The sequence below is a fragment of the Limosilactobacillus ingluviei DSM 15946 genome (assembly GCF_001435775.1).
GTDB classification, from domain to species: Bacteria; Bacillota; Bacilli; order Lactobacillales; family Lactobacillaceae; genus Limosilactobacillus; species Limosilactobacillus ingluviei.
Window position 1 is genome coordinate 14,675 of the sequence record NZ_AZFK01000040.1, and the last position, 26,356, is coordinate 41,030.

The 26,356-nt window shown below is 52.3% G+C and carries 23 protein-coding genes, 1 other RNA gene and 3 pseudogenes; 19 read left to right on the plus strand and 8 right to left on the minus strand.

The window, feature by feature from the left end; genetic code table 11:
- The first annotated feature begins 13 nt into the window (after nucleotides 1-13).
- The 12 genes and pseudogenes from FC43_RS05285 (at nucleotide 14) to spx (ending at nucleotide 7,353) form a co-directional block, all read left to right on the plus strand.
- Entirely contained in the window at nucleotides 14-2,536 is a 2,523-nt protein-coding gene (locus FC43_RS05285; protein ID WP_056954683.1) for a M1 family metallopeptidase, read from the plus strand.
- Nucleotides 2,537-2,685: 149 nt separating this feature from the next.
- Nucleotides 2,686-3,162 carry a hypothetical protein gene (locus tag FC43_RS05290; RefSeq protein WP_040470208.1) on the plus strand — a complete coding sequence of 159 codons (477 nt, stop codon included), beginning with the start codon at nucleotides 2,686-2,688 and terminating at the stop codon, nucleotides 3,160-3,162.
- 44 nt (nucleotides 3,163-3,206) lie between these two features.
- Nucleotides 3,207-3,536 (plus strand): hypothetical protein, encoded by a 330-nt coding sequence (locus FC43_RS05295; RefSeq protein WP_156648291.1) that lies wholly within the window; start codon nucleotides 3,207-3,209, stop codon nucleotides 3,534-3,536.
- Nucleotides 3,533-3,679: a hypothetical protein gene (locus tag FC43_RS11240; protein WP_164478920.1), complete on the plus strand. Its 147-nt coding sequence runs from the start codon at nucleotides 3,533-3,535 to the stop codon at nucleotides 3,677-3,679. Before FC43_RS05295 ends, FC43_RS11240 begins: the two co-directional genes overlap by 4 nt.
- Nucleotides 3,669-4,145, plus strand: a pseudogene (locus FC43_RS05300) (glycosyltransferase family 2 protein); the annotation flags it as partial. The gene FC43_RS11240 and the pseudogene FC43_RS05300, both read left to right, overlap by 11 nt.
- 175 nt (nucleotides 4,146-4,320) lie before the next feature.
- The gene (locus FC43_RS11355) at nucleotides 4,321-4,479 is read left to right on the plus strand and encodes a Rossmann-fold NAD(P)-binding domain-containing protein (RefSeq protein WP_019206904.1); all 159 of its coding nucleotides are present in this window, start codon (nucleotides 4,321-4,323) and stop codon (nucleotides 4,477-4,479) included.
- Between the two features lie 5 nt (nucleotides 4,480-4,484).
- Nucleotides 4,485-4,901: an NAD(P)H-binding protein gene (locus tag FC43_RS11360; protein WP_056954690.1), complete on the plus strand. Its 417-nt coding sequence runs from the start codon at nucleotides 4,485-4,487 to the stop codon at nucleotides 4,899-4,901.
- Between the two features lie 11 nt (nucleotides 4,902-4,912).
- Nucleotides 4,913-5,326, plus strand: coding sequence for a MarR family winged helix-turn-helix transcriptional regulator (locus FC43_RS05310; protein ID WP_202812966.1), 414 nt, complete (start codon nucleotides 4,913-4,915; stop codon nucleotides 5,324-5,326).
- Nucleotides 5,319-5,423 carry a hypothetical protein gene (locus FC43_RS11365; RefSeq protein WP_019206901.1) on the plus strand — a complete coding sequence of 35 codons (105 nt, stop codon included), beginning with the start codon at nucleotides 5,319-5,321 and terminating at the stop codon, nucleotides 5,421-5,423. The genes FC43_RS05310 and FC43_RS11365 overlap by 8 nt, the downstream gene beginning before the upstream one ends.
- A 30-nt stretch (nucleotides 5,424-5,453) precedes the next feature.
- Nucleotides 5,454-6,164: pseudogene (locus FC43_RS11195) on the plus strand (SDR family NAD(P)-dependent oxidoreductase); the annotation flags it as partial.
- A gap of 18 nt (nucleotides 6,165-6,182) precedes the next feature.
- Nucleotides 6,183-6,920, plus strand: coding sequence for an NADPH-dependent oxidoreductase (locus tag FC43_RS05320; RefSeq protein ID WP_056954694.1), 738 nt, complete (start codon nucleotides 6,183-6,185; stop codon nucleotides 6,918-6,920).
- Between the two features lie 34 nt (nucleotides 6,921-6,954).
- Nucleotides 6,955-7,353: pseudogene (gene spx, locus FC43_RS05325) on the plus strand (transcriptional regulator Spx).
- Nucleotides 7,354-7,409: 56 nt separating this feature from the next.
- Here the strand turns inward: spx and brnQ are convergent.
- Nucleotides 7,410-8,750, minus strand: coding sequence for a branched-chain amino acid transport system II carrier protein (brnQ, locus tag FC43_RS05330; RefSeq protein ID WP_156648296.1), 1,341 nt, complete (start codon nucleotides 8,748-8,750; stop codon nucleotides 7,410-7,412).
- A 444-nt stretch (nucleotides 8,751-9,194) separates the two neighbouring features.
- On the opposite strand from brnQ, the gene adhE reads away from it, so the two are divergent.
- Nucleotides 9,195-11,810, plus strand: a complete 2,616-nt coding sequence (adhE, locus tag FC43_RS05335; protein ID WP_019206896.1) for a bifunctional acetaldehyde-CoA/alcohol dehydrogenase — start codon at nucleotides 9,195-9,197, stop codon at nucleotides 11,808-11,810.
- 71 nt (nucleotides 11,811-11,881) lie between these two features.
- On the opposite strand, the gene FC43_RS05340 is transcribed toward adhE, so the two are convergent.
- From FC43_RS05340 to FC43_RS05350, 3 genes are all read right to left on the minus strand, one after another.
- Nucleotides 11,882-12,739, minus strand: a complete 858-nt coding sequence (locus FC43_RS05340) for an amino acid ABC transporter substrate-binding protein (protein ID WP_056954698.1) — start codon at nucleotides 12,737-12,739, stop codon at nucleotides 11,882-11,884.
- Nucleotides 12,740-13,061: 322 nt separating this feature from the next.
- On the minus strand, nucleotides 13,062-14,213 hold the full coding sequence (locus FC43_RS05345; protein WP_056954702.1) for an ArgE/DapE family deacylase: 1,152 nt from the start codon (nucleotides 14,211-14,213) through the stop codon (nucleotides 13,062-13,064).
- A gap of 68 nt (nucleotides 14,214-14,281) precedes the next feature.
- Nucleotides 14,282-15,760 (minus strand): amidase, encoded by a 1,479-nt coding sequence (locus FC43_RS05350; RefSeq protein ID WP_056954704.1) that lies wholly within the window; start codon nucleotides 15,758-15,760, stop codon nucleotides 14,282-14,284.
- Between the two features lie 138 nt (nucleotides 15,761-15,898).
- Between FC43_RS05350 and FC43_RS05355 the strand changes: the two genes are divergently transcribed.
- Nucleotides 15,899-16,579 carry an amino acid ABC transporter permease gene (locus tag FC43_RS05355; RefSeq protein ID WP_056954706.1) on the plus strand — a complete coding sequence of 227 codons (681 nt, stop codon included), beginning with the start codon at nucleotides 15,899-15,901 and terminating at the stop codon, nucleotides 16,577-16,579.
- 73 nt (nucleotides 16,580-16,652) lie between these two features.
- Complete coding sequence (locus FC43_RS05360; RefSeq protein WP_056954708.1) at nucleotides 16,653-17,519, plus strand: transporter substrate-binding domain-containing protein; 867 nt, start codon at nucleotides 16,653-16,655, stop codon at nucleotides 17,517-17,519.
- 123 nt (nucleotides 17,520-17,642) lie between these two features.
- Here FC43_RS05360 and abc-f read toward each other — a convergent pair whose 3' ends face one another.
- The 4 genes from abc-f to nrdH all read right to left on the minus strand — a co-directional run bounded on the left by abc-f (nucleotide 17,643) and on the right by nrdH (nucleotide 23,041).
- On the minus strand, nucleotides 17,643-19,115 hold the full coding sequence (gene abc-f, locus FC43_RS05365) for a ribosomal protection-like ABC-F family protein (protein ID WP_056954710.1): 1,473 nt from the start codon (nucleotides 19,113-19,115) through the stop codon (nucleotides 17,643-17,645).
- A gap of 310 nt (nucleotides 19,116-19,425) precedes the next feature.
- Entirely contained in the window at nucleotides 19,426-20,427 is a 1,002-nt protein-coding gene (gene nrdF, locus FC43_RS05370; RefSeq protein WP_056954712.1) for a class 1b ribonucleoside-diphosphate reductase subunit beta, read from the minus strand.
- Between the two features lie 96 nt (nucleotides 20,428-20,523).
- Complete coding sequence (gene nrdE / locus FC43_RS05375; protein ID WP_056954714.1) at nucleotides 20,524-22,695, minus strand: class 1b ribonucleoside-diphosphate reductase subunit alpha; 2,172 nt, start codon at nucleotides 22,693-22,695, stop codon at nucleotides 20,524-20,526.
- A 124-nt stretch (nucleotides 22,696-22,819) separates the two neighbouring features.
- Nucleotides 22,820-23,041, minus strand: a complete 222-nt coding sequence (nrdH, locus tag FC43_RS05380) for a glutaredoxin-like protein NrdH (protein WP_019206887.1) — start codon at nucleotides 23,039-23,041, stop codon at nucleotides 22,820-22,822.
- A gap of 260 nt (nucleotides 23,042-23,301) precedes the next feature.
- On the opposite strand from nrdH, the gene tadA reads away from it, so the two are divergent.
- The 4 genes from tadA to FC43_RS05395 form a co-directional block, all read left to right on the plus strand.
- Nucleotides 23,302-23,793, plus strand: a complete 492-nt coding sequence (tadA, locus tag FC43_RS05385) for a tRNA adenosine(34) deaminase TadA (protein WP_056954716.1) — start codon at nucleotides 23,302-23,304, stop codon at nucleotides 23,791-23,793.
- Between the two features lie 48 nt (nucleotides 23,794-23,841).
- Nucleotides 23,842-23,938: signal recognition particle sRNA small type (gene ffs, locus FC43_RS10800), an RNA gene on the plus strand.
- A gap of 198 nt (nucleotides 23,939-24,136) precedes the next feature.
- Nucleotides 24,137-25,213: an NAD(P)-dependent alcohol dehydrogenase gene (locus tag FC43_RS05390; protein WP_056954718.1), complete on the plus strand. Its 1,077-nt coding sequence runs from the start codon at nucleotides 24,137-24,139 to the stop codon at nucleotides 25,211-25,213.
- Nucleotides 25,214-25,437: 224 nt separating this feature from the next.
- On the plus strand, nucleotides 25,438-26,356 hold a 919-nt coding region (locus tag FC43_RS05395; protein ID WP_235807594.1), incomplete at its 3' end, for an RNA-guided endonuclease InsQ/TnpB family protein.

Here is a 26,356-nt window from a genome sequence, read left to right on the forward strand (position 1 = left end):
AGGAAGCAAGGAAATGACCAAGCAACGCTTGTTAGACCGGTTCGTACCGGCCCATTACGATTTATATTTAGACATTAACCGGGCGACCAAGTCGATTCAAGGTCGGACCACCGTCACCGGGGAAGCTAAGGCAGCGCACATTGCGCTGAATCAAAAGTTTTTAAACGTGACGGCGGTGAGCGTCGATGGAACGGCGGTGCCGTTTGAACTTGATGCCGAAAAAGAAACGTTAGAAATTGATTTACCGACGGCGGGAACGGTGACCGTGGTGATCGATTACAATACGCGTTTGACCGATACGATGATGGGGATTTATCCTTCGTATTACCAGGTCGACGGGCAAAAAAAGCAATTGATCGGGACCCAATTTGAAACCACCTTTGCCCGGCAAGCCTTCCCGTGTGTGGACGAACCAGCCGCCAAGGCCACCTTTGCGCTGGCGATTAAGTACGATGAACAGCCGGGTGAAACGATCATTGCCAATATGCCCGAAGATCACGAAACCGCGGGCGTGCACTACTTCCAACCGACGGTCAAGATGTCAACGTATCTGGTGGCCTTTGCCTTTGGGGAAATGCAAAAGCAGGTTACGACCACCAAGAGCGGGGTGCAAGTCGGCGTCTTTGCAACCCAGGCCCACCAAGCCAAGGAACTGGCCTTTGCCTTAGACATTGCCAAGCGGGCGATTGAATTTTACGAAGACTTTTATCAAACGCCGTACCCATTGCCACATTCCTGGCAGTTGGCCTTGCCAGACTTTTCGGCTGGGGCGATGGAAAACTGGGGCTTAGTGACCTACCGGGAGGCCTACCTGTTAGTTGATCCTGACAACACTGCCTTGGAGACCAAGCGGGTGGTGGCAACGGTGATTACCCACGAATTGGCCCACCAATGGTTTGGTGATTTGGTCACCATGAACTGGTGGGATGACTTGTGGTTGAACGAATCCTTTGCCAACATGATGGAATACGTCGCCTTGGATGCCTTGGAACCAACTTGGCACGTTTGGGAAATGTTCCAAACGTCAGAAGCCCCGATGGCCTTACAACGGGATGCCACGGATGGGGTACAATCAGTTCACGTGGCGGTGGAAGACCCGCGCGAAATTGATGCCATCTTTGACGGCGCAATTGTCTACGCTAAGGGGAGTCGCTTGTTAGTGATGGTGCGGGCCTTGATTGGCGATCAAGCCTTACGGACCGGTTTAAAGAATTACTTTGCGGCCCACCAGTACGGCAACGCCAAGGGCCAAGACTTATGGCAAGCGCTTGGCGAAGCGGCCGGAATGGACATTGGTGCGATTATGCACGCCTGGCTGGAGCAACCCGGTTACCCCGTGGTGGAAGCCAAGGTCGTTGACGGACACTTGCAACTCAGCCAGCAACAATTCTTTATTGGAGATGGCAACGAGCAAGGCCGGCGGTGGCCATTGCCATTAAACGCGAACTTTACCGCCCCGCAGTTGATGGAGCTGGCCAGCTTGGATTTAGGCGATTACGCTGGTTTGCGCCAAGCGGCGGGGGCCCCATTGCGCTTAAACGTAGGGAATGCGGCCCACTATATTGTCAAGTACGATCAAACCTTACTGACGGATCTGCTGGACCATTTGACTGAACTGGATGCGATTGCGCAGTTGCAACTCCTGCAAGACTTGCGCTTACTGGCGGAAGCCCGGCAAATTTCGTACGCCCAGTTGGCCGGCTGGCTGCCCCGGTTTAAGGCCAGTCAATCCGCGATTGTGATTGAGGCGCTGTACCAAATTGCCAACGGCCTAAAGGACTTTGTCACGCCGCAAACGGCGGCTGAAAAGGTGCTGAAAGGCTATTTTGGTCAGCTGAGCCAGCAGCAAGCCGCTCGCTTGGGATGGGTTAAGCAAGCCGGCGAAGGCATTGACGATGAATTGATGCGGCCGACGGTCTTGGCGGCCGCGCTGTATGCGGAAGACCCCGCGGCGGTAGCAGCGGCCCACACCCTGTTTACGCAGACCCCGGCCGCGGAATTGCCAGCGGATGTCCGGGCGCTGGTTTTGACCAACGAATTACGCCACTTCGGTGATGAGGCCTTATTCCAAACGTTGTTGGCAGCCTACCGGCAGACCAGCGATCCGGCCTACAAAAAGGATTTGACGGCGGCTTTGACCAAGGTTGACAACCCAACCTGGTTGAAGCAGTTGGTTGACCACTTTGAAGACGCTGCCACGATCAAGCCGCAGGACTTGCGGGCTTGGTACCGGGGCGTGTTGGCCAACCCAGTGGGCCAACAACTGGCCTGGGATTGGCTCCGGCAGGAGTGGGGCTGGTTGGATGCGACCGTTGGTGGGGACATGGAATTTGCCACCTTTATTACGGTAACGGCACGGCTCTTCCATACCCGGCAACGACAGACGGAATTTGCGGCCTTCTTTGCGCCGAAAGTCAATACCCCTGGTTTAACCCGGGAAATTGAAATGGATATTAAGGTGGTTGATAGCAAGACGGCCTTAGTTGAAGCCGAAGCCACGGCGGTGCAAGCAGCCGTAGCCGCGGTAGTCGATTAATGAAAAAATTGTTAATTACGCTGGTTCTATACAGAGCCAGCGCTTTTTTATTTGGCTTGCGTGTACATTCGCTGAGGGGACCGGTATAATTAACCTGATTGACTTTACACGAAAAAGATTGACAAAACGTTTTTGAGGGAGGACTCTAAGTGCTTCGCCGGAATTTAATACCGATTTATTGTGCCTTATTGGCGGTCATGCTACTGCCAGTCGGGTTGTTTTTTGTTGCCCAGCCTTACCAGGCTAATTTACAAATCGGCCTGGCCTTACAACTGGCGCTGGGTGCCGTGGTAGGATTGTTGCTTCCCAGCTTGATGTTGACCTGGTTGATGATTGGCTTAACGGCCCTAGGAACCGCGATTCTGCTTTTTGGTTATGTAGTGATCCCGATCCCCGCTAAGTTACTGCTATTGGCGGCCTTTCCGTTAATGGCTTCCCTGGCGGCCGTGATTCGGGGGGATTTGTTACAGTACCGCCGGTTAGCGGCTACGCAAGCCGAAATCGAACGTTATCTGCAACACCGTGATCCAGTCGTGACCTTACGGACCACCGCCCTGGCCCAAGCAGTTTACGAGCGGTCACGGGAATTGTTGCAAACGGGCGTTTTTTACGTTCCCTGGATGTGACGATTATTCACTGGGAACACCATCAACAATACGAGCAGTTCCACTTGGAAGAGCACGACGCCTTTTTGCGCGCGCTGGCGCATGAACTACGGACCCACCGTTTGCCAGCTGAACAGTTTTTTTATATTGACGATGCGACTTTTTTAATCTACTCCTATGATTTGAGTGAGCACCAAATGGCCCAATTAACGCAGACGACGCGTCAGCACTTGGCTGCCTTGGCACCGGTTCAGCCAACTGGCCTTAAAATGAGGCAAGCCCACTTGACGCAAGCCCAAGCGGCTAAGTATGATTTTCACCGCTTGCTCCACCACTTGGTCTGCGAGTTGGAAACGGATATTGTGATGGAATACTTACTGGAGGCAGAGCAATGATGACGGGATTTATGTGGGTGGCCCTGGTGATTACCGGGATCTTCTTTGTGTCGTTTGTGATTCTCTTTGTGTGCGCCTGGATAATCTATACCCGGGTCGAACGCGCCGTAATTAGTCCGGGGGTGATAAAAGATGGTCATTAAAGTCGTCTTGATGTTAACTTTGGTCACGATTTGGATCGGCCTGTTAACGTCGTTGATAAACCTCTTTGGGGCCACTAAATTTTGGCTAAAACACGCTAACGAGCGGGCGCACGTGACGCCGTTGCCAACCTATCCGACGGTGACCATTGTCGTTCCCGCGCACAATGAGGAATTGGTGATTTCCCAAACGACCCAGGCGATTTTGAACTTAAATTATCCCCCCGCTCAGGTGGAAGTCCTGCTGTATGCTGATAACTGCAGTGATCAGACGGCTGCGATGATGCACCAGGTGGTGGACCGACCGGAGTATGCCAAGCGCCGGATTCAAGTGATTGAACGAACGGGGACCGGCGGGAAGGCCGGGGTCTTAAACGATGCCCTTAAAATTGCCCAGGGGGAATACTTAGCGGTTTACGATGCGGATGCGATGCCAGAAGAACACGCGCTGTACTTCTTGATCAAACAAACTTGTCGTTTAAGCTGATGTTACAGGGCAAGCAAATTGCCCTGGCTTACCAAGCGGCCAATCGTATATTATATGCATGCGCAAACAAATTAAAAGTGAGGAAACAATGATGAGTAAAAAAATGGTGATTTTAGGGGCCGCGGGATAAATTGCCCGCCAACTGACGGTCCGGCTGTTGGCTGAAACGGATTTAAACTTAGTCTTGTACGGTCGTCACGTAAGTCAACGACTGGCAAGGTGGGCGGCCAATGACCGGGTGACGTTGGTGGATGGTGATTTTCAAGACCAAGCCCGCTTACAAGCCGCACTGGTTGGCACGGACTGGTCTATTTAAATTCAATGTCGGATGCCGCTGACACCGCCAGCTTGCTTCAAGCAATGCAAGCCGCTCACGTTCCGCACGTGATCGCCGCTACGATTGCCGGCATTGAAAATGAAGTTCCCCAAGCCTTGGCGGACTGGACGGCGGCGAACCTGCCGCAAAGTTATTTGCAGGGAGAATTGGCCTCCGCCAAGTTGATGCAGGATTCGGACCTCAATTACCTGTTGTTGAAGCTGACCTGGTTGTTTGACGATGACATTGATCGCGAGTACGAATTGGTGCCGAGCGGGCAACCCTTTGCCGATGCTGAAGTATCCCGCCAAGCCGTCGTGCAAGCCATCTTAGATTTGTTGGCTGATGACGATCATCCGTGGCAGACCAGCTACGGGGTGGGGAAGCCGGGCACCCATTTTGCTCACCCGTCTTTTTATTAAGGGGGATTATGATGACAAGGGCTTTAACTGACTGGTTAAAATTACAAAGTTTAACCCAACAGATTGATCAAGAGCTGACCGCCGCGTTGCAAACGCTGGTCGATCAGATCAGCTTAAATGAATTTTACGTCTTGCACTTTTTGGCGCAAGCCGAGGGACAGCCCCTGCGGGTCAATGATTTAAGTGCCAAATTAGGGCTCAGTCAAAGCGCGACCTCGCGGATGCTGACCCGCTTTGAACGGACCTGTGAGGTCATTGAACGGCAGCCCAGCAGCGTGGATAAGCGAAGCGTCTTGATTCATTTGACGCCAGCGGGCTGGCAGTATTTGCAAAATGCAGAACGGGTGGTGGCACCAATTTTAGCCAAATACCACCCCGTGTTGGAACGGTTAACCGTGCTCAAAGGAGGAAATAAGCATGAGTGAACCAAAAGTAATGTTGGTAACGGGCGCATCAAAGGGGATCGGCCTGGCGACGGTAATTCAAGCTTTAAAGGCCGGCTATGCCGTGGCGGCAACGTAGCGGAATGCGGCTCGGTTAACGGCGCAGGTAGCCCAGGCCGCCCCGGATCAGCAAGCCCAGTTTTTACCACTGGAAATGCAATTTGAAGCTACCAGCATCCAAGCGGCGGTTGCCAAGGTAATGGCGCGGTGGGGCCACTTAGACGTCCTGGTCAACAACGCGGGTTATGCCATTTTAGGGGCCTTTGAAGAATTTACCTTGGCCGAAGTCAAGTAAAATTTTAACGTTAACGTCTTTGGCTTAATGCAAATGACCCAAGCCGTCTTGCCGATCATGCGCGCCCAACAGCACGGCCGCATTATTAATATTGCTTCCATTTTTGGAACGGTGGCCGGCCCCAGCCAGTCCATTTATTCGGCGACTAAGGCCGCGGTCATCATGATGAGTGAGGCGTTGGCGGCGGAAGTAGCGCCGTTTGGGATTCAAGTTACGGCGGTCGGCCCGAGCGGGGTGCGGACGGACTTTTTAGATGGGCGTTCGATGAAGCGGCCTGCTAAGACGTTGCCCGAGTATCAAGTTGTGGCGCAGACCATGACGGGCTTAGGCCAACTTAATCACCACCAAAGCGGCGATCCGGTCCTGGTCGGCCAGGCGATTGTCAAATTGGCCCCAATGGCCCACGCCCCGCGCCGCTTGTATTTAGGGAACTGGTCGGTTGCCGCGTTACAAACCAAGATTGAAGAAGTCGTCAATGAGGTTAACCAACACCTGGACTTAACCCAAAGTATTGATCACGAATGATCAAAGAGGATGAGGAAGATGGAAGTATTTGATTTATTGACCCAGCACGTTTCAGTGAGGGATTTTGAAGCGACTCCGCTGTCAGCGGCGACCAAACAACAGTTATTAACGGCGGCGCACGCGGGTTCGTCGTCCAATTTTGTGCAGGCTACTTCGATTATTGAAGTGCAAGCTCCGGCGCTGCGGAATGAATTGGCGGAAATTTCCCAAAGTGCGGCCTATGTCAAAAAAAGTGGGGTCTTTTACGTCTTTGTGGCGGATCTGTACCGTCAGGCCCATTTACTGGAAGCCGCGGGTCAGGCGGTGGCGCCGGTGACGAATTTGGAGTCGTTTTTGGTCAGCGTAGTTGATACCACGATTGCTGCGGAAAACATGGCCGTCGCCGCAGAAGCGCAGGGCTTGGGGATTTGCTTTATCGGTGGCCTGCGCAATGACTTGGCCCGGGTGGCGGAATTGTTGCACTTACCCAAGTATACGGTGCCGTTATTTGGGTTGACGATTGGCGTTCCCCGGACGAAAAATGGGGTCAAGCCGCGGTTACCGCTGGCTAACTTTACTGCCGTTGACACCTACCCGGCGGCCCAGTTTACGGAGTTAGGGGACTATGATGAAGTAGTCCGTGACTATTATTTGCACCGGCCCAGCCACCCTAAGGACACGGACTGGACAACGACTCAGCGGGACTTTTTTGCGACCCTGCGCCGGCCAGCCGTCGCCGCCTTTGTAAAGGCGCAGGGGTTTGAGCTTACGCGTTAAATTTAGAATTAGTTTTGCTAAGGGGGAAGAGGAAATGGTAACGTTATTTTTAGCGCCGAGCAGCGGTTCATCCCGTAAAGCGCGGGCGTAGCTCACGGCGCACCAAATTCCGTTTGTAGAGCGCAATCTGGCAGTCGAACCGTTGAGTTTAGCGGAAATTAAGTCGATTTTGAAAATGAGCGAAAATGGGACTGACGATATCATTTCCAAACGTTCCAAGGCCTACCAAGCCCTGAATATTGATCTGGATGAATTGTCATTAAGTCAGCTGACGACTTTGATTCAAACGCACCCAGGCTTGGTGCGTCGGCCGATTATCCTTGATGATAAGCGAATGTTGGTGGGGTACAATGAAGATGAGATTCGGCGCTTCTTGCCCCGGCAAGTGCGGCGCTTAGAATTGGCCAAGGCCCAGCAAGCAGCGTTGGGGTAAAAAAACAGGCGGCTTCCGCCCTGATTAATTCGGGGAGGAAGCCGCCTGTTGGCGTTTTAGGCCCGGCGCAATTTTAAGAGGCCGCTGAGCAAGAGCCCTAGGCAGGTGAACGGTAGCCAGGCAAAGCCCAGTGAGTACCACGGCAACCAGTGGCTGGCTACCGTGACCAGGGCTTGAATGGGGGCAGTGTGGGCCAAAACCGGCGGTAGATCCTTAAAGAGGCTTAAAAAGGCCGGGAGAGCCGTTAGCCCAACGGTTAACCGAAAACTGGTCCGATCTAAGCCCAGCCAGGGGGTTAAAATTCCCAGGACAATTAAGGCAATCACGAGCGGATACAGGAAGGTCAGGATGGGGGCCGACCAGGCGATGATCAGATCTAACCCGAGGTTAGCGATCAGAAAGGAACCGCCGCAGGCCAAGCGTAAAAAGGTCCGGTAGCTAATATGAGGGAACAGCTGGTTGAGGGCTTGGGCAAAGGCGGCCACTAACCCCATCGCGGTCGTGATACAAGCCAAAATGGTTAAGACCGCCAACAACCCGTCCCCTAAGCTGCCTAAGTAGTGGTGGGCAACTTGCGCCAAGGTGATGCCGCCGTTGGCACCGAGGGCAAATTTCGCCCGGCTGGTAGCACCCAACCAAATCAAGCCGAGGTAGATAATTGCCACACTCCCCATTCCGATCAGCCCACTTTTGATGGTCGCCCACGAGACCGCGGTCCGATCGGTGACCCCTAACTCATGGATGGCGGTAATGATCGTCATCCCAAAGATTAACCCGGCCAAGGCATCCATCGTGTTATAGCCCTGCAAAAAGCCATTGGCAAAGGCCGCTGGGCGGTAGCTCCCCAGGGCGGCCAGGTGGTGCGCTTGACCGAGGGGGTGGCTAAAGGCCAGGGCAAAGATTACGGCTAGAATCAGCAAGAATAAGGGGTTTAAGTATTTCCCGATCAAAGCGGTGATTTTGCTTTCTTGGACCATCGCCAAGTAGGTTAAGCCAAAGAAAAGGCCAGTATACAGCAATAATCCGCCACCTTGCCAGTGGGCCGGCAAAAACGGGGCGATCCCGATCGTATAAGAAACCGTCGCCGTGCGAGGCGTGGCCAGCAGGGGACCGATCGTCAGTTGTACCAATAAGATCAGCGGCAAGGCGACCCATTTGCCCAAGGGTTTCGTGAGCTCATATAGGCCGCTGGTTTTGGAAAGGCCCAGGGCTAAAAAGGCCATCAGGGGCAACAAGACCCCCGAAAGCAAGAAGCCGCCGGCGGCCGCCAGCCAGTGTTGCCCCGCCAATTGGCCGAGGTGGACCGGGAAAATCAAATTTCCGGCCCCAAAGAGCATCCCAAAAAAGAGGGAACCTAGCACCAAATAATCTTTCCAGGTGAGTTTTTGAGTCACAATGATAAATCCTTTCTATGGGAGGACGCTGCTGATCCCCCGGTTAGTATTTACTACGTTTTGTTTTGGTTGACACGAAAGCTAATTATACCATATTGGTTTGCCAGCTGGGGCGATCCAAAAGTGTTCATTAAGCACAGCAACCGGCCTGGCCTAATTTCTAACCACTAGTTGAGGTTAGGGAGCAAAGTAGACCAATATTTTTTTAGGGGTCACTTAGGACGAGTTTGCATTTACTTTCACATGCTCTGAAGGCGGTTCCATTGTCGCTTGGTTGGGAAAACGTTCCCCTTGATTGAGATATTATTCACAATTATAAACTTAAAAAGTGGATAAATACCTATATTTCAAGGTATTAGACTTGTTGACTTTTTCACATTCGTAAGTTAAAGTAAGAACCGTAATCAAGTACAAGCACAGATCAGAGTTCAAGGAGGACTGTTTAGAATGGCTAAGCAGAATGAAACTCAAGTTACCCAAGATCCAAAGGCCCGGGCCGAAGCAATGGTGGACGCCTTAGTTAAAAAGGCCCACGCGGCTTTAGACGTCATGCAAGGTTTTGACCAAAAGACGGTTGACTACATTACCCACCAAATGGTCGAAGCTGGGCAAGACAAGCACATGGAGTTGGCGATTGAAGCCGTAAAGGAAACCGGCCGGGGTGTGGTCGAAGACAAGGCGATCAAGAATATGTTCGCAACCGAAGAAATCTGGCACCACATCCGCAAGCACCACACGGTCGGGGTGATTGAAGACAACAAGGCCGATGAATTGATCACCGTTGCCGAACCACTGGGGGTCTTAGCAGGGATCACGCCGGTGACCAACCCGACGTCGACGACTTTGTTTAAGGCAATCATTGCCATGAAGACGCGTAACCCAATCATCTTTTCCTTCCACCCGCAAGCCTTAGAGTGCTCCCGGCATGCGGCTAAGATCGTCCGCGATGCAGCGATTGCAGCGGGGGCTCCCGAAGGGGCAATTCAATGGATTGACGAACCAAGCCGGGAAACCAGCACGGCCTTGATCAACCATCCCGGGATTGCCTGCACCCTGGCGACTGGGGGACCAGGGATGGTTAAGGCGGCTTACTCCACGGGGAAGCCAGCCTTAGGGGTCGGCCCTGGGAATGGGCCCGTCTACATTGAAAAGAGTGCCAACCTTGCCCGGGCCATTAACGACCTGGTCTTATCCAAGACCTTTGACAATGGGATGATCTGTGCCACGGAAAACAGTGCCGTGATTGATAAGGAAATCTACGCCGAAGTGAAGGCCGGCTTAGAAGCCAACCGGGTTTACTTCGTGCCAAAGCAAGATCACGCCAAGTTGCGGACGACGATGTTTAATGAAAAGACCGGGGGCGTCAACGGGCCGATTGCCGGGATGTCAGCAATGAAGATTGCCGAAATGGCGGGCATTAAGGTCCCAGCCGACACGCAAGTCTTAGCTGTTGAAGTAGAAGAAATCGGGCCCAAGGAATTGCTGTCCGGTGAAAAGTTAAGCCCAGTCTTGTCAGTCTACCAAGCCCAAAGCAAGGACGATGCCTTTGCCAAGTGTGAAGCCTTGCTCAACTACGGGGGCCTGGGCCACACGGCGGCCATTCAAACGACTGATATGGACCTCGCCCGCGAATACGGGGTCGCTATGAAGGCGTCCCGGGTAATCGTCAACTCCCCATCGGGGCTAGGGGGCATTGGGAACATCTATAACCGGATGACGCCATCGTTAACGTTGGGGACCGGTTCATGGGGGGAAAACTCAATTTCTCACAACGTCACCGATTACGACCTGCTTAACATCAAGACAATTGCCAAGAGGCGGAATAACATGCAATGGATCAAATTACCACGAATTTACTTTGAACGCGACTCCGTTCGTTACCTCAAGGACATGCCAAACATCAACCGGGTCTTCATTGTTACGGGCCCATCGATTTACGCGCACGGCTACGTTGATGTCGTAGTTGATCAATTGAAGTTGCGGCAAAATGATGTTCAATACTTGGTCTTCTCGGACGTCGAAGCTGACCCATCGACCAAGACGGTTGAAAAAGGGGTCGCCTTGATGAAGTCCTTTAAGCCCGACACGATTATCGCCCTCGGGGGTGGTTCGCCATTGGACGCGGCCAAGGGGATGTGGATGTTCTACGAAGACGAGAATGCTTCCTTCTTTGGCGCTAAGCAAAAGTTCTTGAACATCCGTAAGCGGGCCTACCGCTTTGACAAGCCAAGCAAGGCCCAAATGGTCGCCATTCCGACAACGTCCGGGACGGGATCCGAAGTAACGCCATTTGCCGTTATTACTGACTCCGAGACCCACGTTAAGTACCCGCTGGCTGATTATGCCTTGACGCCAGACGTGGCCATCGTGGACCCGCAATTTGTCGACACGGTACCAAAGGGCAACATTGCAGCTTCTGGCTTGGACGTCTTGGCCCACGCGATGGAATCCTACGTTTCCTCGATGGCGTCCGATTACACCCGGCCACTGTCCTTGCAAGCCATCAAGCTGGTCTTCCAAAACCTGACTAAGTCTTACAACGGGGATCCGGAAGCCCGGGCGGCGATGCACAATGCTTCGACGTTGGCGGGGATGGCCTTCGGGAATGCCTTCTTAGGGATCAACCACTCGATTGCCCACAAGTTGGGTGGGGAATTTGGTTTGACCCACGGGATCTGCATTGCCATTACCATGCCGCACGTCATCAAGTTCAATGCGACCCTGCCTAAGAAGTTCAGCACGTGGCCGAAGTACGAAGCCTTCCGGGCGGAAGAAGACTACGCGACGATTGCCAAGACGATTGGCCTGACTGGTGACAGCAACCAAGCCTTGATTGACCAACTGTGCGAAAAGGTCAAGGAATTGGCCCACTCCGTTGGGGTGACCTTGAGCTTGAAGGCTTGGGGCGTTGACAAGGCCCACTTCGACCAAGTGGTTGACAAGTTAGCCGCCTTGGCCTACGAAGACCAATGTACGACGGCCAACCCGCAAGAACCACTGATCAGCGACCTGAAGCAAATCATGATCGATGAATACGACGGCAAGGGTGTCGAAACCAAGTAAGCCGTTGACAATTAACTAGCTAAAAAGCCCTGGTGAGCACTACGCTCGACCAGGGCTTTTCGCGTTGATCGTTACTTGAATTGATCGACGGGGCCGAGGTAATCAGTATCAATCCCCAACCATTTCTTGTTGATTTGGCGCAAGGTCCCATCTTTTTGCAAGACCCCGAGGGCGTAGTTGATTTTCTTAACCAGGGTGCGGTCCTTTTTCCGGATTCCCACGGCGACTTCGTCTTGGGGAAAGACGTCCGAACCAATTAACTTATAGTCATTGGAACCAGCGAGGTGCTTAGCGTAGTAACCACCATAGACCGTCCCGGTTAAGACCCCGTCGATGCGGCCGGCTTTAAGGTCCAAGAAGGCCGAGTTGTTGTCTTGGTAGATAATCCGGCCTTTGACGTAGCGCTTCAGCTTAGCGGGGTACTTGTAAAAATCAGTATAAGCGGTCGAACCTTGTTGCAAACCGACCACTTTGCCTTTCATATCAGCAAAGGAATTGATCCCGGCATCCTTGCGCACTACCAAGGATTGGCCGCTACGCTCATACACCCGGCTGAAGGCTTGCTGTTTGGCCCGGGCGGGGGTGGCGGTGTAGCCATTCCAGATGACATCAATCGTGCCGTTTTTAAGTTCGGTTTCCTTCATCGCCCAATCGATCGACTGGAATTCGGGCTTGAGGCCCAAGACTTTGCAAACGGCCCGGGATAAATCAACGTCGTAGCCGACTAGCGTCCCATTCTTTTGCCGGAAGTCCATCGGCACAAAACTATCATCGACCCCGATCAGCAGGGTTCCTCGCTTTTTGATCTGGGCCCATTGATCACTTTGATCTGCCCGTTGGTTGGCCAAGCTGCCGACGGGACTGATCAAGAGACTTACGATTAGGGTTGCAATCAAACTGAAACTGATTAACCAACGCTTTTTTTGCATAAACGGTCCCTCCTTTAACTGACATGAACGGAAACAAGAATAAAAAAAGCGCCCCCGCCACCAAAAATGGTGACGGGGGCGCTGGGCGCGGTCCCACCCCGAATCCCTGCTTTTTCACAAAACCAGGCTCAGTAGGTTCAATCATTAAACCCGTGGTGATAACGGCCGCCGACCGGCCCACGCTTACTGCCTTCAGCGGGGCAACTGACAGGGGTGATTCACTTTACCGGTTTGGTCGGCTTTCACCAGTTCCGACTCGCTGGACAAACCAAGTCAAGTTACTAGTCTGCTCGTGGTTGTTAATGATAATCTAATCGAATTCTCATTCTTTGTCAAGGGCCGCGAAAAAATTGTGGGCAATTTGTTGGTACACGGCCGGCGCAACGAGAAATTCCGCGAGGTTCAAATGTTCATTTACCTGGTGCGATTGGGTGTCATCGCCCGGGCCGTATTCCACGAAGGCAAAATCCGGATTGCCCTTAACGTACATCGACGCGTCAGTGGCGCCCTTGGAAATGACGACGGGTGCGTCAACTTGGTTAATTTCCTTCACGGCGGCTTGCACCTGGGTGATAAACGGGTTACTTGGGTCCGTGACGACCGGAGCAAAGTCGCCGACTACTTCTAGCTCCAAGGCCGCCCCGCCTTGGTTGAGGCGCTCAATAATGGCTTGCAAGCGGACGTGGGTCGCTTGGTTGTCGCATTCCGGAATGGTGCGGACGTTGCCTTTTAAAAAGGCCGCGTCCGGGATCGTGTTCAACTGTTCGCCCCCGTGCAGGACCGTAATCGAGTGGACCAAGGCGCCTAAGACCGGATTGTCATCGACCTCATCAAACGCCGTTTGTTCGGCGTTGATGAAATCAACCAGGTCCATCAAGGCGTTGTGGCCAAGGGCGGGGGTGGAACTGTGGACGGCTTTGCCGCGGGCGTGGACGATGTAATCAAAGGAACCGCAGTGCGCGTATTCGATCGTTTGGGAAGAAGCTTCGGCCATGACCAAGGCCTTAACGCCTGCTAAGTAACCGCGTTGGGTCAAGGCTGTGGCGCCCGTACCGCTGCCTTCCTCATCACCAGATAGCAAGAGGCGAATCGTACCCGCTTTGGGCAGCCCGGCGGCATGCAACTCGATTAAGGCAATGACGGTCGCAATCAGCCCGCCCTTCATGTCAACGGCGCCCCGCCCGTAGATGGCACCGTCATGGATTGCCGCCGCAAAGGGGCCCGTTTGCCAGGCCCCGGCTGCATTGGGCGCGACCGTATCGAGGTGGCCAGCAAAGGCCAGAATTGGCTCCTGGCCCGTCCCAATTTCGGCGACCAGCCCCGCCCGGTGGGGGGCGAATTCGACCAGTTCACTCTGAATGCCGTGCTCAGCCAGGACTTGCTGGAGCCACTGGGCCAGCGGGGCTTCGTTGCCGTTAGCGGTATTAAATTGGATCGCCTTTTTTAATAAGGCGAGGCGCGCGTTGTCTTCCATCTCGATCAGCCTTTCTCATTTGTTTTTAATCTACTCTCATCATACGAGAGCCGGAAAGAAAAGTAAAGTTAGTTGGCATGCAGAAAATGGAATTGACCGTGACGCTCAAAGCAGGCGGCGATTTGCAGCAGTTGCAGTTCTTGGCCCTTGCCGGCGATAAATTGAATCCCGAGGGGCAGCCCGGCGTCAGTTACGTAGGTTGGTAAGCTGATCGCCGGTTCCCCTGTTAAGTTGGCTTGCTGGGTAAAGGGCGAGCGGGTCAAAGCGGCCAGCCACTGGTCCCAAATGAACTGTTGTTGCTCCGCCGGGCTTAGTTCGGTAATGTGGGCCATGGTGGCCAACTCGGCGGGGGTATTCAAGGACTGGTCGATGCGTGGGGCGATCGTGGCGGTGGTCGGCGTCAGCAAAAGGTCGTATTGCTCGTGGAAGTGGGCCATTTGTTCACCAGCCAAATCCCAGGCACTTAAGGCCCGGCTGTACTGACTGGCCGAGACGTGGGTCCCGGTCTGATACAGGGCCCAGGTGAGCGGTTCCATGTCGGCTGGGGTAACCGGCCGCCCCAACCCAGCGGCAATTTGGTCAAACATTGCCGCCGTTTCGCCCTCATTCATCAGGTAGTAGGTCTCCATCAATTGACGACCGTTGGTGGGCCAGTCGACTTCTTCAACGGTTAAACCTTGCCCTTGCAAAAAAGCCACGGCTTGTTGGACGGCTTGCACGGCTTCATCGTCAACCGGCGTGCCAACTGGTGAGGTGGTTAAATAACCAATTTTAAGGGGTGGTAATTCGTTTAAACGGTCAGTAAAACTGGCGGCTAAGGGAACCTGGAACACCGCGGCGGGTTGCAGGGCCTGGAGGGCTTCCAAGAGCCAGGCCGTGTCGGTGACGGAGCGGGTAATGGCAAAACTGCCGGCTGCGCCTTGCCAAGACCGCCAATCGGTCGGACCGGTCACAATCCGCCCCCGGGTCGGTTTTAAGCCGATGGTTCCGGTCCAAGAGGCTGGAATGCGGATGGAGCCGCCGCCATCGCTAGCGGCGGCCAGGGGAAGGAGTCCGGCAGCGACCGCCGCCCCGGCCCCTCCTGACGAACCACCCGGGTAGTAAGCAAGATTCCACGGGTTATGCGCATCACCATACATTTGGGAATCGGTTACGTTTTTAAAGCCAAATTCGGGATAATTGGTTTGACCGATAATCACAAATCCCGCCGCTTCCAAGGCCTTGGTAAAGTTGCTGGATTGGGTGGCAACTTGGTCGGCAAAGAGGCGGTTGGCGTTGGTCGCAGGTAAGCCGGCTTTGGCCTGCCCCAGGCCCTTGAGTAACAGTGGGACCCCTAAGAAGGGTTGCCCGTGATCGACCAGGCGGTCAGCGTCGCGTTCGGCTTGGGTGCGCCGTTCGCTGATCACGGCGTTGAGCTGGGGATTTTGCCGTTCAATTTGGTCAAAAGCGGCCGCAATCAGCTCCCGGGCACTGACTTGCTTGGTGCGCACCAAGTGGGCTAAATGCGTTGCCGACTGTAACATCAGGTTTTCGCTCATTGCAAGCATCCTTTCCAAAAAAACAAATTTTAGTGGCTAATTGCTTTTTATCTTACCACTTATTTCTTGTAAGCGCTTGAATTTAGTGGTTAAATTATATACGATTTGAGGGTAAATGTTAATAGTTCTTAAAAGGTGGGATGCAAAATGGAAGCTTTATTGCAACAGCTCTCGATTCCGGGCTATTTTGATGCGCCGCTGGCCGTTTCGTCCTTGCCAACGATTCTAAGTGGGTTGCCGATGTCGTTGTTGTTATTGGCGATTTGCTTTAGTTTGGCAAACGTCTTGGGCTTTGTCATCATGTTGATGCGGATCAGTCGTTTTAAAATTTTGCAGTGGCCGGCCCGGTTTTATATTTCCTTTTTCCGGGGGGTGCCAATGCTGGTTGTTTTGTTTTTGACTTACTTTGGGTTGAACCTGGACGCCATTCCAGCGGCCATTTTATCGCTGACGATTGTACCAGCGGCCTTTATTGCCGAGTACTACCGATCCGCCTTTATTGCGATTGACCCGGGCCAGTTAGAAGCGGGGTTGTCATTGGGCTTTTCTTACCTTGGGGTGGTCTACCACATTCTCCTGCCCCAGGCCTTTCGGATTGCAATTCCGTCCTTGGGGAACGTTTTGCTGGATTTGTTTAAGGGCACTTCATTGGTAGCGATGATCACGGTTTCCGAAATGTTTATGCAGGCCAAAATTGTGGCCGGGGCCAACCAAGACTACATGACGATCTACATCGTGATTGCCATCATTTACTGGCTGGTTTGCTGTTTGATGTCTTTTGGCCAAGATGTCTTAGAACGCTACTTAAATCGTCATTTTGCGCAATAAAGCACAAATGAGAGCGCTTGCTTTTCTGGCAAAATCACTTATCATGTAACCATCAACTTTAGGAGGAAGTACTATGTTTTTCAAATCACGTCGGATGAAATTAGCGGCGGTCGCGGCAGCGGCCTTGTTGGTCGTTGGGGGCTTGACAGCGTGTGGTAAAAAGTCAACCGCCACGCCGAAAACTTTAACCGTTGCGACTTCCGGGACCCTGTATCCAACCTCGTACCATGACTCTAAGACCAAGAAGCTGACGGGCTACGACATCGAAGTCGTTCGGGCCGTGGCCAAGGACTTGGGGATGAAGGTCAAGTTTAAGGAATACAACGTCGATGGGCAATTGGCCGCGGTTAAATCCGGGAAGGCCGACTTAGCCGTGAATGATTTTGCCATCTCACCAGCCCGGCAAAAGCAATTCTTGATGTCAACGCCATTTAAGCACTCCTTTAACAGTATCGTGGTGCGGGCCAGCGATGACTCCGGGATTCATTCTTGGGCCGACATTAAGGGCAAGAAAGCGGCTGGGGAAGCCGGGACGGGTTACCAACGCTTGGCCCAACAATTGGGAGCCCAATTGGTCAACTACGACAATGTTTCAAATGACGTTTACTTAAAGGACGTCAAGAATGGCAAGACGGACTTGATCATGAATGACTACTACCTGCAAAAATTAGCCCTAAAGGCGGTGCCGGACAGTGGTTTGAAGATTTTGCCAAACATGTACTTTACCACCAACCTCGATGGCGCTGGGGAAGGAATGATTATCAACAAGCAGGATAAGGCCCTGCAAAAGAAGATCAACAAGTCCTTAAAGAAGCTGCTCAAGGATGGGACGATCAAGAAGATTGCCGAAAAGTACTACGGAGCTGACGTTACCAAGCAACCAAAGGTCCACATCTCCAAGCACTTTACGATTTCTGACCAATACACTGGCCGCAATTAGATAGAATGCACAAAGTCCCGCACGTTGCGATCGTGCGGGACTTTTTCTTATATAATTTAAAATTTAACCGGCGAAAACTTAAAAAATCAAGATTATTTAAACGCTTGTGCTAGTGTGAGCAAATTAATGATTCAGGGGCAAGGTGGGGGCACCTAATTGGGCAATCAAAGCCGGATCGTGCTCTACTATCAGCATGGTCGGGCGGACCTGCTTTAACAGCGCCAGGATTTGATCCTGATTAATTAGATCGAGGTAGTTAAAGGGTTCGTCTAAAAAGTAGAGGTTGGCGGGGGTCAGCAGACAGGTTGCCAGGGCCAATTTGCGTTGCTGCCCGAAACTGAGTTCATCGGTGGCGTGGGTAAATTCATCGCGGGCCATCCCGAGCTTGAAGAGAAAGTTGAGTAAGGCGGGATAATCAAGCTGGTGATCCTTGGCGTATTCGCGGAGGGATTGGTGGGCAAAGTGGACTTGCTGGGGGAGGGTGGCCAGCTTTAGCTCCGGGGTAAACTGCAGGGTGGTCGTCGGGGTGTGGTGGTCAATTGCGTGCTGTAAAGATCTTAAGAGGCTGGTTTTGCCGCAGCCATTGGGACCGGTAATGATTAATTGCTCGCCGCGGTTAAGGGTAAAATCGAGCGGCCCCAGTGAGTGAGTAGGCAGCGCCAGGGTCAGGTGGCGGGCCGTCAAGACCGTCGCGTGGTGGCCCGCTTGCCAGGCCATTGTCAGCGGCGCACTGGTTTCGAGGTTGGCTAGCAGGCCCTGGCGCTGGGCTGCTTGGTCGTTTAAGCGTTTGACCAGGTTTTGCGAACGTTTCATGGCCCGGGCGGCTTTGGCACCCAAAAAGCCCTTGTCACCGTGACTGGCCCGCTCTTTTTTGCGTTCAGCCTGTTGGGCCCAGTGGCGGCGCTGCTCGGCGGCTTGGTGGAGGCTGACAATTTCTTTTTTGAGGCGCTGATTTTGCGCGGCGTTAGTCTGATCGCGCCGGGCCTTTTGCTGGCGGTAATTGGTGGCGTTGCCCTGTTGCAGGGTCAGTTGAGTGGCCTCGATTGCCAAGACGTGGTCAATGACTTGATCCAAAAAACGCCGGTCGTGGCTGGTAACAATGTAGCCCTGCTTTTTGTGGCGGAGGTAATTGGCAACGACCGCCCGGGTCGGGGCATCGAGGTGGTTGGTCGGTTCGTCCAGTAAGACAAACCGGCGGGGATCGGCAAAGGCGAGGGCGAGCAGGGCTTTGGTTTGCTCACCGCCGGACAGCGTGGCGAAAGGCTGCCAGAGGATGGTTGGCTCACAATTCAGTTGGGCTAATTCCCGCTCGATTTCCCACTGTTCAGCCGGACTGGTGGCCTGCAGGGCAAAGAGGGTTAATTGGTCGGGATCAGCGACTGGGTGGGGGTAGTATTCAAAAGCCACCGGGGTGGTGACGGTTCCCTGGGCCCTTAGCTGGCTCAACAGCAATTTTAAGAGGGTCGTTTTCCCCCGGCCGTTGCGCCCGAGCAGGCCGAGCCGCCAATTGGTGTCAAGGGTTAAGTTGACGTGGTCAAAGAGGGGCGCTTGGCCCGGGTAGGCAAAGGTTAAATTTTTCATGGTTAAAGTTGGCATTCAATCAATCCTTTCAAGGGGACTGACGACCAATTAAAAAAGTCCTGTCGGGATGACAGGACTTTGGCGGTGGCCCAAAAAGACCGCCCACTGAGGGGCTCTCCACACGGTAGTCTAATCTTGTCATCGCCAAATCAGCCGTCGTAAGGGACGGGAAACTTGGTTGGTCTGGACAAGATTAGTTCAACAAGGGCGGATGCCACCTTTCGTAAAATGATAGGTTGATTGTAACAAGCTTAGCCAATCGTGTCAACGAACCGGCAGTAAAAAAGGAGTTAAGGGCGCGGACGGCTCTTAGCTCCTGGTGAAATTATTCCTTCGCGTCGGCGGCTTTGCCGGCGTTTGGGCTGGCAACGTGGTAATCACTGTCGCGCATGGCTTCCACGGCCCCGAGCCGGTAGCCGTTACCGACTTGGGAGAAGAAGTCGTGGTTGGAAGTCGTGGTTGAAATCCCGTTCATGACCACTGGGTTGACGTCTTCATCAGTGTCCGGGAAGAGCGGATCTTGCCCGAGGTTCATCAACGCCTTGTTGGCATTGTAGCGAATAAAGGTTAAGACATCATCGGTCCACCCGACTTGATCATAAAGCAAGTGGGTGTATTTTTCTTCGTTGTCGTAGAGGTCGTACAAGAACGTGTACATCCAATCTTTGATTTCTTGTTGGCGCTTGGTGCTTAATTGCCGCATCCCGACTTGGAACTTGTAGCCGACGTAAGTCCCGTGCACGGATTCATCCCGTAAAATCAGTTTGATAATTTCAGCCACGTTGTTCAGCTTGTTGTGACCTAAGTAATACAGCGGGGTGTAGAAACCAGAGTAGAAGAGGAAGGTTTCTAAGAACACGTTGGCAATCTTCTTTTTCAGCGGATCTTCTTCGGGGTCTAAGTAGAGATTTCCGATCCGGATGGCCTTGCTTTGCAAGAATTCTTCGGTATCGGACCACTTGAAGATTTCTTCAATTTCGTCGGGCGTATTCAAAGTCGTAAAGATGGTGGAATACGATTTGGCGTGGACGGATTCCATAAACTGAATGTTGTTTAAAACTGCCGTTTCGTGTTGGGTCTTGACGTCTTGCTTTAAGGCCGTCATCCCGGCTTCGGATTGTAAGGTGTCTAACAGGGTCAACCCCCCAAAGACGTGCCCAACCACCCACCGGTGATCGTCATCCAGTTCGCGCCAGTCATCCAGGTCGTTGGAGACCGGGATCCGGGTATCAAGCCAGAATTGCTCCGTGAGCTTTTCCCAGGTTGCTTTGTCGATCATGTCGGAAACTTGGTTCCAATTGATCGCTTCATAGTTTTTGATTGCCATGGTGTTTGCCTCTCTGTCTGCTAGTTTCTTTTAAAATCGGGCTGGTAAAACCACGTTTTCGATTATATCACGTTGGTACGATGCTTGTGCAGTCGCTTAAATGACACAGGATTCACATTGGTTCGCGCCGATTTCGGCACTGTCATCCGTAAAGGTCCGGATGTAGTAAATTGATTTGATGCCCCGTTGGTGGGCGTAGTGACGCAAGATGTTTAAGTCCCGGGTCGTCATCTTGTCGGTGCCGCCGTCCTTCCATTCGTACATCCCGGCCGGAATGGTCGAACGCATGAAAAGCGTCATCGACAAGGACTGGTCAACGTGTTCTTGGGCCGCCGCATAAGTTTCAATGACCGAACGCATATCAGTATCGTACGCGGACTTGTAGTATGGCATCGTATCATTGTTTAAGTATGGGGCCGGGTAGTAAATCTTGCCGATCATCTTTTCTTGCCGTTCTTCAATGCGATTGATGATCGGGTGCAGGCTGGAAGTAGAATCGCCGATGTAAGAAGTCGAACCATTCGGGGCGACCGCTAGCCGGTAGGCATTGTAGAGCCCGTCAGCTTGAATTTTGGCTTTTAATTTCGCCCAATCCGCGGGACCGGGGATAAAGAAGCCTTGGAAGAGTTTCTTGACCGCCGCCGTCTTTGGCCCCCAGTCTTGGGTGAGGTACTTGTCAAAGTAGGAACCATCGGCGTAGGCACTCTTTTCGAATTCGTAGAAGCTCTCGCCCTTTTCCTTGGCGATTTCGTTGGAAGCCACCAACGTCCAGTAGTTTAACAACATGAAGTAAACTCCGGTAAATTCGATGGCCACTGGACTGCCGTATTGGATGTGGTGCTTGGCCAAGTAGCCGTGCAGCCCCATTGCCCCCAGCCCAACAGAGTGGTAGAGGTCATTTCCCTTGCGAATGGATGGGACAACGGTCAGGCTTTCCGCGTCTGAAATGTGGGTCAAGGCCCGCATCATGGCCCGAATCGACCGGCCCAGGTCTGGGCTTTCCATTAAGTTAGCGACGTTGGTTGACCCCAGGTTGCAAGAAACGTCGGTCCCTAACGTTTCATAGGATTGGTCATCGGCAACCACGGATGGCGATTGGACTTGGGCGATTTCGGAGCACAAGTTACTCATCGTGATCTTCCCAAAGACCGGGTTGGCCCGGTTTTCGGTGTCTAAATTGACAATGTAGGGATAACCAGATTCTTGTTGCAACTTGGAAATTTCATCTTCCAATTCCCGGGCATCGATCCACTTCTTGGTAATTTCCGGGTTGTTGACCAGGTTGTCATATTCCTTGGTAATGTCAACGTAAGCAAAGGGTTCGCCGTAGACCCGTTCGACGTCGTAAGGGCTAAAGAGGGCCATTTGCGCGCCGGCTTCAACCAGTTCATAGAACTTATCCGGGACGGTAATCCCTAAGGAGAGGGTCTTAAGCCGGATTTTTTCGTCGGCGTTTTCTTTCTTGGCCGATAAGAAAGCGACAATGTCGGGGTGGAAGACCGACAGGTACACGACCCCGGCCCCTTGGCGTTGGCCTAATTGGTTTGAGTAGGAGAAGGCGTCTTCCAATAACTTCATGACCGGGACGACCCCACTGGCTGCGCCCTTGATCTTCTTAATCGGGGCCCCGGCTTCCCGTAAGTTGGTCAGGTTGATCCCCACGCCGCCCCCAATCTTAGACAGTTGCAAGGCGGAGTTGATCGTCCGGCCGATCGTGTTCATGTTGTCGGTCGCTTGAATTTCAAAGCAGGAAACAAATTCCCCGCGCCGCTTGCGCCCGACATTTAAGAAGGTCGGGGTGGCCGGTTGGTAGCGTTGGTGGATCAATTCATCGGCCAGGTCCATGGCTAAGTCTTCATCCCCGCCGGCCAGGAATAAGGCGTTCATTGCGACGCGATCGATGTAATTTTCCAAGTAGTATTCCTTATCGTCGGTCCGCAGGGCGTATTGAGCATAGAACTTGTAAGCGGCCATAAAGGAATGGAACTGAAAACCGGCGCCCTTAAGGTAATCGTACAGCCGGGTAATAAAGGTCATCGAATATTGTTCAATGAAGTCCCGCTCGATGTAGTCGTGGTCCATCAACCAGTTTAACCGTTCGGCCACGGAACCAAATTGCTTGGTGTTGGGTTTAACATTCGTAGCCAAGAAATCTTGCAAGGCTTCTTGATCCTTGTTTAATTGAATTTGGCCGTTTTTGGGAATGTTGATTTCATTGTTTAAGTCAAAGTATTTAACTTGGGTCAGATCGATATCAGAGAGTGCCATGGTGTTAAATTCTCCTTCAAGTCAAATTTGTTACATAAAAAAAGAGTGGTGGTCAATTTTCAAACCTCCCACTCGACATGGTTGGGCTGCCGGGGGCACGCCCCAGCTTTATTTCTGGGGGACCCTAGGCCAATTGCTTGAGCATATCCGGCCGGAAACCGGTAAAAGCTGACCCGTTCGGTAACTTAACTACCGGTGTAGCCTTAAATCCTTCTTGCTTTAATGCATCAACGAATTCGGGTTGTTCATCAATGTTGTGTTCAATAAAGTTGACGTGGTGTTGTTCTAAGAAACGCTTGGTCATCGTGCATTGGATGCAGTTGTTTTTTGAAAAGACAGTTACCATTATTAAGTCCCCCTGTTACGAATTTGTTGAATTAAAGTATAGCGGATTTTGCGGAAAAAGCAATTTAAAAACCACCATATCTCGTGGTCGATAAAAAATCGAATACAAGATATGGTGGATAAAAACGGACTTTGATTCGCTTTCAATCACCAGAAAAAAAGATTTGAAAATGATTTTTAAGTCATTTGAACCGTGGTGATCAACGAGAATTTATTATACACTGGTTCAGAGAAAAAAACAGTAAAATGCGCGGAGGAAAAATGAATCAAGATGAAAAATATATGCGTGCGGCCTTAGCGGAAGCGCGCCAAGCCGAATTGTTGGGGGAAGTGCCAATTGGGGCGGTGGTCGTGTACCGTGGCCAAATCGTGGGGCGTGGACACAACATGCGGGAAAAATTTCAAGACGCCACCTATCATGCCGAGATGTTGGCCATTATGGAAGCCTGCCAAACCCTGGGGAGTTGGCGCTTGGAAGATTGTGATTTGTACGTCACGCTTGAGCCTTGCATTATGTGCAGTGGGGCGATTATCAACGCCCGGGTCAAACGGGTGATTTACGCGGCGCCCGACCCTAAAGCCGGGGCGGTGGCGTCACTTTACCACCTATTAAACGATGAACGTTTGAACCACCAGGTTGAAGTCGTAGCCGGGGTGTTGGCAGAAGAAGGCGGTGAATTGCTGCGGCAATTTTTCCGGGGGATTCGCCGCCGGAAAAAGTTGGCTAAGCAGGCGGCTAAACAAAATAATTGAGAAAAGACTGGTAATTTTAGGGTAAATACGGTAAAGTAGTATTTGCCGTTATGGCCGTAAAGCAAGGTTGGACTCGCGAACCGTGTCAGGACCGGAAGGTAGCAGCACTAAGGATGCTCCGGCTTGTGCTTTATGTACATATTTTGGAATGCCACTGGCGCAGGAGGATAATTCTGCCCGGTGGCTTTTTTGGTTTATCCAAGCATGATGGTCACAAGGGCTGTTTCAACCGCCTTCTCCCGATAAAAAAACAAATGAGTGAATTAGTTAACAAACGCGACGGGGTTAGCTACAATAATCGTGTAAGGGTTTTCTTAACGATTGATAGAAAGGGGAAATTTACATGCGTGGATTTGCAATGTTAGGACCAAACAAGACCGGGTTTATTGAAAAACCAGATCCGAAAGTTGGCCCCCGGGACGCCTTGGTAAAGCCACTGGCCGTGGCACCATGTACGTCTGATATTCACACCGTCTTTGAAGACGCGATTGGCCCGCGCGAAGACATGATTTTAGGGCACGAAGCCTGCGGGGAAATCGTTGAAGTCGGCTCCGAGGTGCAAGACTTTAAGGTGGGTGACCGGGTCTTAGTTCCAGCCATTACCCCCGATTGGTCCAAGGTAGAGTCGCAAGCTGGCTACGCGGTCCACTCCGGCGGCATGCTGGCCGGCTGGAAGTTCTCCAATATTAAGGACGGGGTCTTTGCGACCCGCTTCCACGTTAACGATGCCGACGGCAACTTGGCCTTATTGCCAAAGGAAATCGACCCGGCCGTTGCGACGATGCTGTCGGATATGATTCCGACGGGCTTGCACGCTTCAGAATTGGCCGGAGTGAAGTTTGGGGACACCGTAGCGGTAATCGGGATTGGCCCCGTGGGACTGATGGCCGTTCGGGGGGCGGTCTTACACGGCGCGGGCCGTTTGATTGCCGTGGGCTCCAATGACCGGCCGATTACTTTTGAAGTTGCTAAGAAGTATGGGGCCACGGATCTGGTTGATTACCACGCTGGTGATTTAGCAGACCAAATCTTGAAGTTAACGGATGGCAAGGGCGTGGACAAAGTTCTGATTGCCGGTGGGGATGCTGCCCACACCTTTGATCAAGCGATGCGGATCCTCAAGCCTGGTGGCGCGATTGGGAACGTTAACTACTTGAACGGGCACGATGATGTGGTCTTCAACGCCGCCAACTGGGGAGTCGGGATGAGTCACAAGACCCTGCACGGTGGCCTGATGCCTGGTGGCCGGTTGCGGATGGAAAAGCTGGCCTCCTTGGTCGTTAACGGTCGGATTGACCCATCTTTGATGATTACCCAACGGTTTGAAGGCTTTGAACATATTGCCGATGCGGTTGAATTAATGCACAAGAAGCCAGCTGACGTGATCAAACCGGTGGTAATTTGCAACGATATTGATTAAACGAGTAACTGTGCTTAGCAGTGGGGAAACGAAATTTCTCCACTGTTTTTTATTTGTTGACCAGGGGCGCGGCGAAGGCGAGTTATAGTCATAATTTTTGATAAACTTAATGCCTTTTGGTGCCAGCTGGTATAATTTTAATCATTTGCGTAAATTCGTTCCCCTTTAGTTTGTTTTGAGGAATTAATTTTTGATATAATTACAACAAGAAAGGAGGCTTGAGTATGGGACAACGTACGTATCGTAATAAGTTGCGGCGTTATCAGCGACTGCGACAAAACCAAACCGAACAGCAGTATGAGTATTTGACGGAACACCATGTCATCCGTCCTGCGCATCCTAAGTATGCGGTGTTAGATCACTTCAGTCACTTAGCTAACAATGTCTATAACCAAGGGCTATATCGCGCACGGCAGGCCTTATTCAAAGGTGAGTGGTTGTCGTATCAAAAGCTAGACGCATCGTTGAAAAGATCCAAACGGCAAAAGGACAGTATGATCTACGGCTCGATGAACAACGTCCACTTGGTTCAACAACAGCTGAAGTTGGTTGCCCACAGTATGGATTCGTGGAATAAGGCTCGCAAAGCCTATGCCAAGAACCCGGGAAAATTCACGGGACGGCCGAAGTTGCCAAAATATCGGACCAAGGGTGGGCTAAGTACGATTATCATTGACAATCAGACTGCCAAGTTACGCAAGAATGGCTACGTTGAGATTCCTTGCATGGACAAATTCAAGGTCAAACTGGCCCACCCGGAGACCACGGCGATCCAGGAGGTCCGGATTGTCCCGCAGAACCGCCGTTTTATTGTCGAAGTTGTCTACAAGACTAATCAGGTCACCCTCTACAAACCGGATAACGGCCGCTATTTAGGGATTGATCCGGGAGTGAACAATGCCTTTACCTTGGCAACTAACGTACCGGGAATTACGCCGGTGATTGTCAACGGTAAGCCCGTCAAGTCAGTTAACCAGTTCTACAACAAGCAACGCGCCCGGTTGACCAGTCTCTATGCTCGATTGGGCCAAAGCCGGGCCAGTCACCGCTTAGCCCGCCTTGACTTTTTCCGAAACCAGCAGATGAACCGGTTTGCCCATGAAGCAAGTAAGCGGATTGTTGATTTTGCGCTAAGCCATGGGT